The organism is Psychrobacter sp. CCUG 69069 (assembly GCF_021023115.1).
Lineage (GTDB): Bacteria > Pseudomonadota > Gammaproteobacteria > Pseudomonadales > Moraxellaceae > Psychrobacter > Psychrobacter namhaensis.
The window spans coordinates 12932-27176 of sequence record NZ_QQAI01000026.1 but is presented as its reverse complement, the minus strand read 5'-3'; the positions used below and the strand labels follow the sequence as shown (position 1 = coordinate 27176).

The window sequence follows — 14245 nt, the reverse complement described above, 5'->3', positions numbered from 1 at the left end:
AAGTCATACCCTCGTCTAAGCTTTTTAGTACTTGTTTGCGAAAATCTAGGGAGTAAGTCATGGTCTTTATGATAGCAATTAGGTTTGATAATTAGTTTATAACACTTTTAAGTGGGATTGACTATATTTTCATCTGAGAGTGAGTATCCAAGAAATATGACAGGTTTTTCAAGAAATATTGAAATAAGTTTCGCGGCTAGATAAGGGTTTTTTTGATTGAAGTCTTTATAGTCATTACTACTCAATATGAGGCTGTTAAAGTCAGTGCAGCTACCATGAATCTTAAAAATCTCACCAACAGCTTGTGGATGCTTGAAGAGTATATCTGACTGCCCAACATAGACTTCTAACTTTGGAAATATTTTCTCAAGTAGTAAGTCCCAGTTAGTAGTTATGATTCCGTCAATAACAACTTTATCACTTGTCAGTTCAATTAGTTCAGGGTGTTGAATTAGACAGCCTTCAATATCATAGCTTTGTATAAATCTAGATATTTCATATTTTAAAGGAGTTTCAACTTTATTGAGCCAGCTCTTTGACTCATATACCTCTTTATTATTTTCATTTTCTTCAAACCATTCTTCATAAAAGTCGTTAGCCAAAGCTAAAGCTGCTTTAGGAATATCATCATTTGCCATTCCTAAATATCTTGTAAAAGGTTTTTTCGAAAACTGACTAAGTAAGCCTTTCCAGTCAGGCATATTTATATATCTTCGTGAAAATCCTGAACCAATAAATAGAAATGGAGCAGATGGTGATTCAGATAATATCTTAGCTAGCTGTTTCTCAATATCTAGGTCTGACATAATAAGGTCTCTAACAGAATTAAAAAAGGCTCAATCTCTGAGGATAGTATATCTATTTATAAAGAGTATAAGCTAAACCTAATATTATCAAATAATATCAACCCCTAAATCATCGCCCGTACCCGCGCCATAATTCCGCGTCCAATTACTAATCTCACATAAATCACGGCAATCGTAAGCAGTAAGCCAATCAATGCCGTACCGCCAATACCCAAGCTCACCCACGGCACACTAAATCGCAGACTAAACCATTGGGTGATAGCCGCCCACGCGCCCACGTTTGCGATAATGACCGCAAAAACAGCTGCGCTAATACCCAGCACACTTAGCTCTAGGATATTAAGCATATATAAGTCACGCTTTTGCATACCGACCAATCGGAACGAGGCGCTCTCCGCCATGCGATCTTGCGAGGTCGATAGCAACGAGCTAATCAACACCATGACGCCAGTCAGTAGAGCGAGTAGGGTAAAGACATAGACCAAGCGGCTCATTTGTACCACCAGCTCTTGGATTTGCTGCGCGATGGCCGTGCCATTGATGGTCGTGACGGCTGGGAACTCGCGTACCAGTTTGCTTTGTATTTCTGGAATCTCATCGGCGGGGACATGCGCGGTGGCAAACTGAATCTGCGGCGCTGCTGCCAATACAGATGGTTCAAATAAGAAGTAGAAAAAAGGACTGGGCCCTTGCTCAAACCGCGAGCGAATACTGGTAATCTGCCCGACGATCTCAATCCCTTGGATATTAAAACGCACCTGATCACCCATACCGACATTTAGCAGGTCAGCGGCGGTGTCTAAGACGGACATAGGTACGACAGCTTGGTCGGGATTTTGCTCGTTTTGTGTATCGACAGGCGCATACAGTTGATCGTCTGCTACCGCATCAGTAATGAATTCGGTGTCCATGATTGTGTCGGCATAGCTTAAATTAAAGACCCGCGTGGGATCATCGAAGCCATCCGCAGGCACGATATCTTGTACCGGTACATCATTGGCGGTGACCACGCGTGAGCGAATGACCGGATAGTAGCTCACGGGCGCGCCGATGATGTTATCGATCTCGTCATGTTGATCGCTTTGAATGTCTAATAAGAACAGGTTGGGCGCATCTTCAGGATAAGCATTGATGAACTGGGCATTGATACTATGATTGAGCGTGGTGATAAGGGTTAAGACCGCTACCGATAGCGACAAAGTCACAAAAAACAGGGCGGATTGATTGCCTTTACGTGCAAGGTTATGAATGGCAATGCGCGGCATCCAGCCCATGGTAGAGCGTTTGGCGAGCTTAGCAAGCAGCCATAACCAGCCGCGAGCCAATGCCCAAAATATCGCCACAAAGCCGATTAGTCCAAGCAATAGCTGCGCGCCGAGTACCCAAGAGCCAACTTCATACGCAAAAAACGCATACAGACCTGCGAGCATTACCCCGTACCACAATAGTGGCACGAGTCGATACCAAGGCAGGTTTTGCGCCTGCGTGCTTACGCCTTGGTTGAGTAGGGTGGCAGGCTTGTTGGTTGTCAGCGTACTTAAACCGCGCTGGGTAATAACTAAGGTCAGCACTAAGGCGATAACGCTGGTTTTAACCGCACTAATAGGATTGATGGCGAGGCCCACGTCTGGCGGCAAGATCGCCATGAGATACGGCTGACCCACTTGCAGTAAGCCAAAGCTTAGGACAGTCGCTGCGACACAAGCAATGACAGCGGTGATCGTCAATAGCTGATAATAGCTGCGTTTGAGTGAACCAAGCGGCTCGCCAAGTGCCAAGCGAATCGCATTGTTAGATTGCTGCTTAGTGACAAAGGCGGTGATGACGCCATACATGGCAACCGCTGATAGTAAAAGCACGGCAATGACCAATAGCTTTAAAAACATCAGTACATTGTCAGAGATACGCGAGACAGAGGTATCTGCCGACTCCGCATCAGAGAGCTCGATGTCAGGATAATTGGTCAATATTTGCGTGAGCTGTTCGCGCTGCTGAGTCATGAGTTCAGGCTTACCCGCCAGCTCGATACGATAATTGACGCGGCTACGCTGGCTCAACAAGTTGGTGGCGGCCAGCGCGTCTTGTTGCATCAACACGCGACCACCAAAACCAAACGCGGTCAATGGACGATCAGGCTCTTTGGTCAGCACGTCACTGATAGTAAATTGACCGTCACCGATGGTAATACGATCACCGACATCCGCGTTTAAGCCGTTAAGGACTTCAGGCGCGACCACCACACTATCGGCGTTGAGCTGTTGCCAAAGCGGTTTGCCTGAGGCCAGTTCTACTTTTCCATAAAGCGGGTAGTTGGGTGAGACGGCTTTGACGCGGGCAAGCAAGGTTTGCGTATCGGTCACGACCATCGCACTAAACTGATAATCAAACACTTTTTGCGCATCAGCGATCGTATCTACCTGCGCCAACACGTCACTTGGCCAGTCTTGTTGACTGTTCAATATCAAGTCACCACCAACGAGCGCCCGCTGATTGTCATTGACATAGGTATCGACCGACTGCTGGATAGAGTCGAGGGTCAGATAAGTGGCAAGCGATAACGTAAGCGTCAATAAAAACAAAACCGGATAGACCCAGCGTTGCCACCAGCTACGACTTAAAGCTTTGGCGCCTAAATTGCGCGTGAACACTCGGCTGATGAGAGACTCAGAGTGAGTAGTTGAGGTACTGCTTATCGAAGTACTGTTCATGGACGACTTATCGGTTGAGGTTTTGGTCATTAAGATACAATCCGTCCATCATGCATGGTAATGACGCGATCGGCCATTTCCGCCAGCGCAGGGTCATGGGTCACGACTACCAGCGCTGAGCCAACTTGTTGGCGTAAGTCCAATAGGAGCTGCATGACTTGGTTGGCATTTTGCTCATCTAGATTGCCAGTTGGCTCATCAGCAAACACAATCTTTGGGTGTGAGACCAAGGCGCGTGCGACCGCTGTACGCTGCTGTTCACCGCCTGATAATTGATTGGGCAGGCTGTCACGTCTGTGCCCCAAGTCCACGGCATCAATCAGCTCGTCCACGCGTGCTTGATTGGGACGTCTTGCGATATCTAAGGGGAAAGCGATATTTTCTGCCACGGTCAATGTCGGCAGTAAGTGAAACGATTGAAACACAAAGCCCATGTCACGCTGACGAATGACAGCGAGCGCATCTTCATCAAGTTGGCTTAACGTTTGATCGGCCAATTCAACAGAGCCGCTATCAGGGTAATCTAACGCGGCAAGCAGCCCCAATAAGGTCGATTTACCGGAGCCTGATTTGCCCATGATGACCACAAACTCGCCTGCATTGACATAGATGTCTACGTCTTTGATGATGGACAAGGTTTGCTCACCGACTTGTACCGTTTTGGTGAGTTTTGAGGCGGTCAGTAAGGTTTTATTTTTAGAATTTGATGTCGGTTCTGATGTTGTCGTCGCATTGAATAAGGTCATTACATAGTCTCAGTAGGCGTGTTTTTTGCTGCGGGTTCACTAGCATTTACTGAACCATTTGCGTCGGCTGATTTTAGCTTTTCAAGGGTAGGCGCTAGGACTGGCAAGATATTATCATTCACGATAACCGCGTAGCCCTCTTTGGTTGGATGAATGGCATCGGCTTGGTTCAGCTTAGGATCGCCGCCCACACCTTCTAAGAAGAAAGGAATGAGTGTCACATTCATGTCTTTAGCCACACGCGGGTATATGGCGGCAAAAGACTGCACATAGTCAGAGCCAAGGTTGTCATAAATTTGCATGCCGCCTAATATAACTGTACTGCCGTTGTCTTGTAGACGCTGTACAGCAGTACGAATATTGGCTTCAATAGTCGCCACATCAATACCGCGCATGGCATCATTGGCTCCAATCGTCAAAATTGTGACATCGGGTTTGGTCTGCAACACCCAGTCTAAGCGATTGACCAAACCCGTACTGGTTTCGCCGCTTAGTCCTGAATTAATCACTTTGGCGTCTTTATAACCCCGCTCTTGTAGGCTTGCTTCTAGCTGAGCAGGATAATTGGCATCACTAGCGACGCCAAGTCCTTCGGTTAAGGAGTCACCAAGCGCTAATATTGTTAACTGGGATGGCTGCTCTTCGGCTGCAGGGAGGATTTGCTTGGTTTCGGGTAGGGTCTCAGAGGTTTGAGAGCTGGCGGTCTGACTGGCCGTGTTTGGATTGTCATCCGTCAAGCTGGGTTCAGGATCTTGTTGACAACCGCTAATGCCCAAAACAACGGCCAAAATAGCCACTGCTGGCAAGTAATGAGCGAGGCGAGAGGATACATTCATCATGATATTCTGTCCTATATGCAATCAAACCAGTGTAGCAAAATAAGACAGACACCAATATTATCCTAAGGTTATTTTATATTAGGGTCATCTCCTGTGATGCGTTACATTTTTTTGCCATCAACCATCACGGGTCGACTGACCATCCACGCAATCAAGACGTTCACAACCATCAAAATCAACATGATAAAAAGTGGCAAATCCCAAGTACCTGTGGCTTCATGCAGCCAACCTGTGCCTAGTGGGCCAAAAAACGCAATCAAATAACCGACGGCTTGGGCCATACCAGACAGCTCGCTGGATTGGTTGGTGGTATACGTTCGCAAAGAGAACAGCATCATGCTCAACGTAAAAATCGCTGAGCAGCCAATCCCCATAAGTCCTGACCACAACCATGCTAGATTGGTCGATAAATAACTGATGCCCAAAATGCCAATGACGTTTAAAACAGCAGCAAACACCGCCAGTGCTTGAATTGGGCGACCACGGTTCACAAGCCAAGTTAAGCTTAAGATAGAGATTGGTGCCATAAACTGAAACACCGACCCCATCTGTCCTGCTTGCACCGCTGATAGCCCTTTACTGACCCAAATAGAAGGTAGGAAACTGGCGACCGTATAAAACAGTAGTGATTGCAAACCCATAAAGACCGCGATTTGCCAAGCAAAAGGCGTACGCCACATCGAAATCTCTGAAGAGCCAGGCGTAGGTAGGACAGCGGCTTGGTGGCTAGAGGAGCCGAGACGTAAGCGTAAAAATATCCAAATAACGATGGCAAAGATGCCTAGCAGTGACCACCCACCCAGCGCCCACTGCCAGCCTACCTGCTCAGACAGCGGTAACACCACCCCTGCGACTATACCCGCCGTCACCGTCATGGTGAGGCTAAATAGACCGGTGATCAAAGGAATCTGTTTGGGTGTACGCTGTTTAATAACGGGGGCAGCCAAGGTATTGGCAAAGCCGATGGCCAGCGTCAGTAACAAGGTCCCACTTAAAAATCCAAACCAAGTGGGAACAACAGTGCGAATAATCATACCAAGCGTTAATAAGGCAATCATCGCAATGAGCGTGTTCTCAAGTCCAAACCGCTTACCAATGCTTGGAGCGATCAGCGCGCCCACCGCAAACGTTAGCATCGGCACCGCTCCCAGCCAGCCAATCTGGGTCTCAGAGATGTTGAGGGCTTCTTGCACGACGGGTGCAATAGAGCCAAGCGCAACAATAGGCGCCCGCATATTGGTCGCCAGTAAAATCATGGCGCACAACACGAGCCAAAAAATAAAGCGCGAGGAGGACAGCTTAGACGATGACGAGGGGTCAGAGTGGGGCTGGGATGGCATATTAGAAGGAGTAGACATAGCAACACGACTATTATTTATTAGTATAAGAAAAAGCACACGTCATTAAAAAGCGCCGGAGCATTGACGCTTGCAATAACACCAAGAAAACACACCTAGAGAGTGGTCAAAAACGCTTGTGGCGCTCAAGACATAAGACTTGCTATCCTATTGGCAGGATAAATACAGAATATAAGTAGTGACTATAAAAGAGTCACTATAAGACGTTACTTAGTTAGAAAGGGAGACCGATAAATAGGTGAGTGGCAAAACGAAAAATAGCGCCAGTCCCTTTCCAAGGACTAGACGCTATTATAGGAACAAATGTGAGGTAAACACTACCAGCGTATGGTAACAAATGAGGCGTTTATACCGATTTGCCTAATTGAGCCGCTTTGAGTGCATTTTCTTGCTGTTCAGCGATGAGGGAATCACATTTATTTGGATCATTACCGCAAAACGAGCAGTTCTCATCCCCCATAAGTTTCGCCACACCGCCACAAGAGCCTCTAAGCGGCTTTTTTTTGACCATATAACCGATGCCCATAAAGACAAAGAAGAGGACGAACACGGTAAAGGTAATAGCAAGCATAGGAAGCAGTTGACTAAACATAGAGGAAACCTCACTTTTCAAGAATAGGGCAGTTACTTTTAATGTTAACTACTTAATAGTATAGCAAATTTTTGCACGGCACGTGGATGCTTATCGTGTCGTTTACCGTACTGCGACTGTTGCTTAAGGTCTCTTATCAGCCCGTAATGCTTGCATCGCAGGTGTTTGTACCACTTGCCAGCTGTCCGTACTATCCTCTGACCCCTCTCGTTTTGCGCCATCACCCAGCACGACAAACAGCACCGCTAGATTTTTTTCTTCAGCCAGCGTGAGCGCCTTTTGATAAGGCATGGCCGTAAGCGCAGTTGCCCAAGCATCAGCTAGTGCGACTGAGTCTGCTGCAACGGTCACTGAAGGGGCGCCACCAGCGATAGGCCTGCCCGTAGTAGGATCAATGGTGTGGCTATAGCGTTTACCATCAAATATAACTGAATTTCGATAGTTGCCAGAGGTTGCCAAGTGCATTTGGTTGCCCGTGTTGATGGGTTGACGAATGGCTGATATCGTTTGGCGCTCGCTGACGGTGCTGTCTTGGATAGGCGCATCAATAGCAATTTGCCAGGGCTGCTGCTGATTATTGACACCAGAGGTCGCCACTTCACCGCCAATTTCCACCATGTAGTTGCGAATTTGATACTTGTCTTTGAGCACATCAGCGATAACGTCGACACCATAACCTTTGGCGACTGCAGAAAAGTCTAGACCGACACCCTCTTTGGTTTTATACAACGTTTGCTCTTTTTGTACGATACTCTCGAAATCTACTAACGCTTTCGCTTGGGCAATCTCGAGGGCGGTGGGCGGACTTTGCAGGCGCTCAACGGTCATGGTACTACCAAAACCCCAAGTATCTACCAATGGCATCACGGTAGGATCAAAGGCGCCACCAGACTGCTGATAGACGGTTCGTGAAATATCAAGCACGCGCTCAAAGTCTGCATCGATAGTGATGGGGGTGTTTTTACTGACTCGGTTAAACTGGGAGATGGTAGAGTCGGCTTGATAGGTCGACATGCTGTCATTGATCTGCTGTAAGCGCTCATCAATCGATGCTTGAATGGCGGTTTCATCTGCGTCAGCGGGCAGCTGATAACTAATGTGATAGCTGGTACCCATCGTCTCACCGCTCAGATAATTGTAATCTGGTGTTTGCTGGCAAGCGCTGAGACTCAAGGCACTAGCAAGACTGACGACGCCATATAGGGTGGCGCGTACAGTGTTGGTAGAAGATAAGACATACACTGAAGAGAGAGAAGTTATAGTTTTCATAAGCTCGTTGCTATAGCGGAGGGTGAATGAGGCTTTGGATAATAAGCGCTGCCTATTTTACACCCCTTGCCACTAATAAGGCCAATCACAGTAACGTTAAGCGTACCTTGGGTCGATAAAAATTGACCACGTTTGCTTATTTTACTTGCGATTCTCGGATAAGCTTATAAAGCTTGGGCGGGGACAGCCGATTTACCCTGACCGCAAGCTTTTCTTTAGTGCCTGCGACAATAATGTATTCTTCTCCTTTGGTCAGTGCTTTTACGACCTGTTTGGCAAACGCAGGGGCGGTTAGACCTTTATTGGTGGCTTCATCCATTGTGCCTTGCTTGCTGCCATCACCCGTCAAGGCATTAATAGAGACATTGGTTTGGATAAATCCTGGAAATATGGTCGCTACTTCTATTCCCTGTTCGTGCAATTCGGCACGTAAACTGTTTGCCCACATATGGATAGCGGCTTTGGCGGCACCATAAGCGCCGCGATACTGCGTCCCTAATAAACCTGCCACACTAGACACCATCACTATTTTACCGCCACCTTGCGCAATCATATCTGGCAGCACCAGTCTGGTCAGACGCGTTTGCGCAAAATAGTCTATCTCCATAATCTGCCGTTCAACATCTTCAGCAGTGTCCATAATGAGCGAGCGTTGACTGACGCCAGCGTTATTAATCAGCCAGTCAATTTTAGTCGTTTGGGTTTTAGCAGCGTCATAAGCGTTTTTCGTTTGACTAGCGTCACGAATATCAAAAGGAATGACGGCATGCTTTTTGCTGTGTTTGCAACGCTTTTTGACCGACTCTAACTTGTCATTGTCACGACCACTCAAGACAATCGTAGCACCGCGTTTGGCAAAAGCAATGGCTAACGCTTCACCAATACCGCTAGACGCCCCAGTTATCCAAATGGTTAAATCTTTATATTTGGTTTTCATAAGAATCCTTTCTTAATGTGATGTTCCAGTAATCAATAATATAGGATAGACAAGGCCACCTACCATTTCAATTGGTAGTGCTGACCGTTGAGCACATTTTCCATAGTCGATTCACGTAACTACTCATGTAATAATTTTGCTTAAAACTGGCGATACAAATAAAAAAAGAGCCTCAATTGAGACTCTTTTTTCTACTCACTTAACGATGTTTTTTTACTGAACCAACCGACTTAACCGCCGAAGTCATCAAGCATGATGTTTTCGTCTTCCACACCCAAGCTATGTAACATGTCGATTACGGCCGCATTCATCATCGGTGGCCCACACATGTAGTACTCACAGTCTTCAGGGTTTGGATGGTCTTTTAGATAGTTTTCAAGCAAGACATTGTGGATAAAGCCGGTTGGGCCTTCCCAATTGTCTTCTGGTAATGGGTCAGACAGCGCCACATGCCACTCAAAGTTATCAAACTCTTCTTCTAGTTGATCATAGTCTTCAACATAGAACATCTCACGAATAGAGCGCGCCCCGTACCAAAAGCTAATCTTACGATCAGAGTTCAAGCGCTTAAGCTGATCAAAGATGTGTGAGCGCATCGGTGCCATACCAGCACCGCCACCGACAAAGATCATCTCAGCTTCAGTGTCTTTGGCAAAAAATTCCCCGTACGGACCTGAAACGGTGACTTTATCACCTGGTACTAGGCTAAACACCCATGAAGACATTTTTCCTGGCGGGATACCGTCGGGTCCACGCGGTGGAGGACTGGCGATACGAATGTTAAATTTAATCAGGCCTTTTTCTTCAGGATAGTTGGCCATTGAATAAGCACGGATAACCGGCTCATCAACTTTTGAGACATATTTGAAAATGCCAAACTTTTCCCAATCTTCTCGATACTCTTCGGCAATGTCGAAGTCTTTATAATGCACTTCATGTGGTGGCGCTTCTAACTGCACATAACCGCCAGCACGGAAGTTAACTTCTTCGCCTTCTGGAATTTTAAGAACCAATTCTTTAATAAAAGTGGCCACGTTATCATTAGAGATAACTTCACATTCCCACTTTTGTACATCAAAAAACTCAGGATCAATCTCGATTTTCATGTCTTGCTTAACAGCCACCTGACAAGCTAAGCGCATGTGATTGCGAATTTCACCTTGAGTAAAATAGCCTTCTTCGGTGGGCAGAATAGAGCCGCCACCTTCAATAACGCGGCAACGACACTGCGCACAAGTACCACCGCCACCGCAAGCTGAAGACAAAAATATACCTTCGCCCGCGAGTGTTTGCAGTAGCTTACCGCCTGCTGGTGTCACTACGTCATTATCGGGATTATCATTGATATGGATGGTAACATCGCCTGAACTGACCAGTCTTGAGCGCGCCGCCAAAATAATAGCGACGAGGCCCATGATGATCAAGGTAAACATAGCAACGCCACCAATCGCCGTAGCGTAATCCATGGTAGGTATCCTTAATCTATGGGGTAGGGGTGCGAGGGCATAAATGTGATGCTGTACCCGCACGCTTACCGAATAAATGAATTAAATAGGTCAAATAGCTAAATAAAGCCTTAAGCTTTGCGGTTTAAATGGACATACCACCGAACGACATAAAGCCGAGCGACATAAGACCAACCGTGATAAAAGTAATACCAAGACCACGCAGCGGCGCTGGAATGTCTGAGTATTTTAGTTTTTCACGGATACCTGCCAATGCCGTAATAGCAAGTGCCCAACCAAAACCTGCGCCCACACCATAAACCACGGATTCACCGAATTGATAGTCGCGCTCAACCATAAACAACACACCACCCAAGATGGCGCAGTTTACGGTGATGAGGGGCAAGAACACCCCAAGCGCGTTATACAACGCTGGCACAAACTTGTCCAAAAACATCTCTAGAATCTGTACGGTGGCCGCAATCAGACCAATATAACTGAGCAAGCCTAAGAAGCTTAAATCTATATCAGGGAATCCTGCCCATGCCAGCGCCCCATCTTTTAGGATGAACTGGAACAACAGATTGTTTAGTGGCACAGTGATGGCCATGACGACGATGACCGCAACACCTAGACCAATAGCGGTTGAGACTTTTTTGGACACGGCCAAAAAAGTACACATGCCTAAGAAGTAGGCAAGCGCCATGTTCTCAATAAAGACTGAGGTTATAAATAAACTAACATAATGTCCCATTAGTGACCGCCTCCATGAGCCATGCCTTTAGACTGCGGCTTCATTACAAATTCAGCTTCTTCAACTTGCTCTGGTTTCCAGATACGCACAATAGCAATGAATAAACCAATGATAAAGAATGCTGACGGTGGTAACAGGAGTAGACCATTTGGTATGTACCAACCGCCATCAGTGACTGGCTGTAGGATAGTCATGCCAAACCAAGTACCAGCGCCTAACAATTCACGAATTGTGGCAACGAACAGCAAGACTGCTGAGTAACCAAGTCCATTACCAATACCATCTAAAAAGCTAGGTACGGGCGGGTTGCTCATAGCAAATGCTTCGGCTCGGCCCATGACAATACAGTTGGTGATGATTAAGCCAACAAAGACTGATAAGCCTTTACTGACATCATAAGCCACGGCTTTTAGCACCTGATCAACCAAGATAACCAATGAAGCAATAATGGTCATCTGTACGATGATACGTATGCTTGATGGAATCTGCTTACGGATGATGGAGATAAAGAAGCTCGAAAACGCCGTCACCAAGGTCAATGCCACACACATGACCATGGCATTCGACATGCTTGTCGTGACCGCCAGTGCCGAACAGATACCTAGGATCTGTAAGGCAATGGGGTTATTATCAAAGATAGGCGTGGTTAAAATGCTTTTAGTATCAGCCATGTTATGCCTCCTTGCCGTTAGCTACTGGTAGCGTGGCTGCCAATTCGGTGTTAGATTGAGCCGCTGGTTTTGTTTGATGTGCTTGCGTGTCTGCACCTTCAACCGGTTGGCCGCTCTGTTCACGTAGCGTATCCAGATAAGGCTTGTAGCCTTGCTCGCCTAACCAAAACTGAACCATGTTGCTGACGCCGCGGCTAGTTAGTGTTGCACCGCTGATGCCATCGACCCAGTTTTCTTTTGGCGTGCCAGCTTTGGTCACACCAGTGGCGACGTTACCGTTTTCGTCATAAGACTCGATACCGCTCCACTGTGCACGCCACTCTGGCTCTTCGATACGAGCGCCAAGACCTGGGGTTTCTTTATGCTCATAGAAACTGATACCTTTAATGGTGTTCAAGTCACTTTCAAGCGTTAAGAAACCATAAATCGTACCCCATAGCCCGTAGCCTTGAATCGGCAGTACAACCATTTCTGGTTGGCCTGCGTCATCACTTTTGACATAGACTTTGGCATATTTGGGCTTGCGGCCAATACCAGCAGGATCGTTATCGCCCAAGTCTTCACTTAACGCTTGGTTTTTGGTTGCTTGACTGGCGTCATAAGCATTGCGATCAGGGATGCCAGCAGCTTTTAGCGCATCATCATCTAGGTAGTTGCCGTTGTTTAAGTCAATGATTTTGACTTCAAAGTCTTTAAAACGTTCGGCCACATCACTCGCTGTATCAGATTCAGCATCATACATGCCAGCAGCAACCAAAATGTTTTTGTTACGGTCTAAGCGAGCGTTTTCAATTTGCGAAGGCTTTAGGCCTACAGCCACGGCTGAGACCAGTACTGAACACACCAAGCATAGCGTCAATGCCACACTAATGGTTTTCGCATTATTACTTTTGGGCTTGGACATAGCGAACCCTCCGAGCGGTTTGGCGTTTGATGTTTGCTTGGGTCACAAAGTAATCAAACAATGGAGCAAATAAGTTGGCAAACAGAATGGCCAGCATGATGCCTTCTGGGAAAGCTGGGTTAATGACACGAATCAGTACGGTCATGAAACCGATCAAGATACCGTATGCCCAGCGGCCTTTATTGGTGTGAGCAGCTGAGACAGGGTCGGTCGCCATAAATACCGCGCCGAATGCGAAACCACCGATCACTAAATGCCAATAAAATGGCAAGCTCATCATCATATTGTCATCAGAGCCGATCACATTAAAGACAAGAGAGGTGGCAATCAGACCAACCACACAACCGGCCATGATGCGCCATGAAGCGATGCGTGTCCACAATAGGACTACTGCACCCAGTAAGATCGCAAGCGTTGATACTTCACCGATACTGCCTTGCATATTGCCTAAGAATGCGTCACTCCACGTGATGGCATTACCATAGACATCGACGAAATCCTGAGGAACCACGCCAAGTGCGGCAAGGCCAAGAGGCGTTGCACCTGAGAAGCCATCCACTGCTGTCCATACGGAGTCGCCCGACATGTACGCTGGATAAGCAAAGTATAAGAAGGCACGACCTGATAGGGCAGGGTTTAGGAAGTTTTTACCTGTACCGCCAAACACTTCTTTGGCAACCACGACACCGAAGATGATCCCTAAGGCCACTTGCCACAACGGGATATCTGGTGGTAAACATAGCGCAAACAGTACTGACGTCACAAAGAAGCCTTCGTTGACCTCATGTCCGCGCACCACGGCAAAGATAATCTCACAGAGAATACCCACCGCAAATGTCACGATATATATAGGCAAAAACTGCATGGCACCATAGACAAAGCTTGCCCAAATACTGTCTGGGTTGTAGCCTGCCATGCTGGTGATGACCGTACGCCAGCCTTCAGGCTGCAAGCCCAACTGAGCAATAGCCGTCAGTGCTTGATGACCGATATTGTACATACCCCAAAACATCGCTGGGAACGTACATAGCCACACCGTAATCATAATCCGCTTAAGATCGATACCGTCGCGTACGTGTGACGATGCGTAGGTCGTTGTGCCTGGTTGACGCAAAAACGTATCAAACATCTCAAAGATGGCATAGTATTTTTCGTGTTTGCCACCTTTGGTGAAAGACGGCTCCATACGATCGAACATATTGTGTAAAAATTTCAT

The 14245-nt window shown here is 46.9% G+C and carries 13 protein-coding genes; all 13 read right to left on the bottom strand.

Annotated elements, in window-relative coordinates:
- Nucleotides 1–107: 107 nt before the first annotated feature.
- Nucleotides 108–806 (bottom strand): SIR2 family protein, encoded by a 699-nt coding sequence (locus DVY93_RS11965; protein ID WP_230710975.1) that lies wholly within the window; start codon nt 804–806, stop codon nt 108–110.
- 104 nt (nt 807–910) lie between these two features.
- Nucleotides 911–3544, bottom strand: a complete 2634-nt coding sequence (locus DVY93_RS11960) for an ABC transporter permease (RefSeq protein WP_230710973.1) — start codon at nt 3542–3544, stop codon at nt 911–913.
- On the bottom strand, nt 3544–4260 hold the full coding sequence (locus DVY93_RS11955) for an ABC transporter ATP-binding protein (RefSeq protein WP_230710971.1): 717 nt from the start codon (nt 4258–4260) through the stop codon (nt 3544–3546). The genes DVY93_RS11960 and DVY93_RS11955 overlap by 1 nt, the downstream gene beginning before the upstream one ends.
- Complete coding sequence (locus DVY93_RS11950) at nt 4260–5099, bottom strand: arylesterase (RefSeq protein WP_230710969.1); 840 nt, start codon at nt 5097–5099, stop codon at nt 4260–4262. The genes DVY93_RS11955 and DVY93_RS11950 overlap by 1 nt, the downstream gene beginning before the upstream one ends.
- Nucleotides 5100–5200: 101 nt before the next feature.
- A complete protein-coding gene (locus tag DVY93_RS11945; protein WP_230710967.1) occupies nt 5201–6457 on the bottom strand; it encodes an MFS transporter in 1257 nt (418 codons plus the stop codon).
- Nucleotides 6458–6803: 346 nt separating this feature from the next.
- Entirely contained in the window at nt 6804–7049 is a 246-nt protein-coding gene (gene nqrM / locus DVY93_RS11940) for a (Na+)-NQR maturation NqrM (RefSeq protein WP_230710965.1), read from the bottom strand.
- A gap of 123 nt (nt 7050–7172) precedes the next feature.
- Nucleotides 7173–8318 carry an FAD:protein FMN transferase gene (locus DVY93_RS11935; protein WP_230710963.1) on the bottom strand — a complete coding sequence of 382 codons (1146 nt, stop codon included), beginning with the start codon at nt 8316–8318 and terminating at the stop codon, nt 7173–7175.
- A 136-nt stretch (nt 8319–8454) separates the two neighbouring features.
- Nucleotides 8455–9255 (bottom strand): SDR family NAD(P)-dependent oxidoreductase, encoded by an 801-nt coding sequence (locus DVY93_RS11930; protein WP_230710961.1) that lies wholly within the window; start codon nt 9253–9255, stop codon nt 8455–8457.
- 230 nt (nt 9256–9485) lie between these two features.
- Nucleotides 9486–10721 (bottom strand): NADH:ubiquinone reductase (Na(+)-transporting) subunit F, encoded by a 1236-nt coding sequence (nqrF, locus tag DVY93_RS11925; protein WP_193006210.1) that lies wholly within the window; start codon nt 10719–10721, stop codon nt 9486–9488.
- A 124-nt stretch (nt 10722–10845) separates the two neighbouring features.
- Complete coding sequence (gene nqrE / locus DVY93_RS11920) at nt 10846–11454, bottom strand: NADH:ubiquinone reductase (Na(+)-transporting) subunit E (RefSeq protein WP_193006211.1); 609 nt, start codon at nt 11452–11454, stop codon at nt 10846–10848.
- Nucleotides 11454–12125, bottom strand: a complete 672-nt coding sequence (locus DVY93_RS11915) for an NADH:ubiquinone reductase (Na(+)-transporting) subunit D (RefSeq protein ID WP_193006212.1) — start codon at nt 12123–12125, stop codon at nt 11454–11456. The genes nqrE and DVY93_RS11915 overlap by 1 nt, the downstream gene beginning before the upstream one ends.
- A 1-nt stretch (nt 12126) precedes the next feature.
- On the bottom strand, nt 12127–13029 hold the full coding sequence (locus tag DVY93_RS11910; RefSeq protein ID WP_230710960.1) for a Na(+)-translocating NADH-quinone reductase subunit C: 903 nt from the start codon (nt 13027–13029) through the stop codon (nt 12127–12129).
- Nucleotides 13010–14245, bottom strand: coding sequence for an NADH:ubiquinone reductase (Na(+)-transporting) subunit B (locus DVY93_RS11905; RefSeq protein ID WP_193006214.1), 1236 nt, complete (start codon nt 14243–14245; stop codon nt 13010–13012). Before DVY93_RS11905 ends, DVY93_RS11910 begins: the two co-directional genes overlap by 20 nt.

What these genes read in the sequence shown, in the direction of transcription:
- DVY93_RS11965 (WP_230710975.1), bottom strand. Translation starts at nt 806, where the DNA reads ATGTCAGACCTAGATATTGAGAAACAGCTAGCTAAGATATTATCTGAA.
- DVY93_RS11960 (WP_230710973.1), bottom strand. Translation starts at nt 3,544, where the DNA reads ATGACCAAAACCTCAACCGATAAGTCGTCCATGAACAGTACTTCGATA.
- DVY93_RS11955 (WP_230710971.1), bottom strand. Translation starts at nt 4,260, where the DNA reads ATGACCTTATTCAATGCGACGACAACATCAGAACCGACATCAAATTCT.
- DVY93_RS11950 (WP_230710969.1), bottom strand. Translation starts at nt 5,099, where the DNA reads ATGATGAATGTATCCTCTCGCCTCGCTCATTACTTGCCAGCAGTGGCT.
- DVY93_RS11945 (WP_230710967.1), bottom strand. Translation starts at nt 6,457, where the DNA reads ATGTCTACTCCTTCTAATATGCCATCCCAGCCCCACTCTGACCCCTCG.
- nqrM (WP_230710965.1), bottom strand. Translation starts at nt 7,049, where the DNA reads ATGTTTAGTCAACTGCTTCCTATGCTTGCTATTACCTTTACCGTGTTC.
- DVY93_RS11935 (WP_230710963.1), bottom strand. Translation starts at nt 8,318, where the DNA reads ATGAAAACTATAACTTCTCTCTCTTCAGTGTATGTCTTATCTTCTACC.
- DVY93_RS11930 (WP_230710961.1), bottom strand. Translation starts at nt 9,255, where the DNA reads ATGAAAACCAAATATAAAGATTTAACCATTTGGATAACTGGGGCGTCT.
- nqrF (WP_193006210.1), bottom strand. Translation starts at nt 10,721, where the DNA reads ATGGATTACGCTACGGCGATTGGTGGCGTTGCTATGTTTACCTTGATC.
- nqrE (WP_193006211.1), bottom strand. Translation starts at nt 11,454, where the DNA reads ATGGGACATTATGTTAGTTTATTTATAACCTCAGTCTTTATTGAGAAC.
- DVY93_RS11915 (WP_193006212.1), bottom strand. Translation starts at nt 12,125, where the DNA reads ATGGCTGATACTAAAAGCATTTTAACCACGCCTATCTTTGATAATAAC.
- DVY93_RS11910 (WP_230710960.1), bottom strand. Translation starts at nt 13,029, where the DNA reads ATGTCCAAGCCCAAAAGTAATAATGCGAAAACCATTAGTGTGGCATTG.
- DVY93_RS11905 (WP_193006214.1), bottom strand. Translation starts at nt 14,245, where the DNA reads ATGAAATTTTTACACAATATGTTCGATCGTATGGAGCCGTCTTTCACC.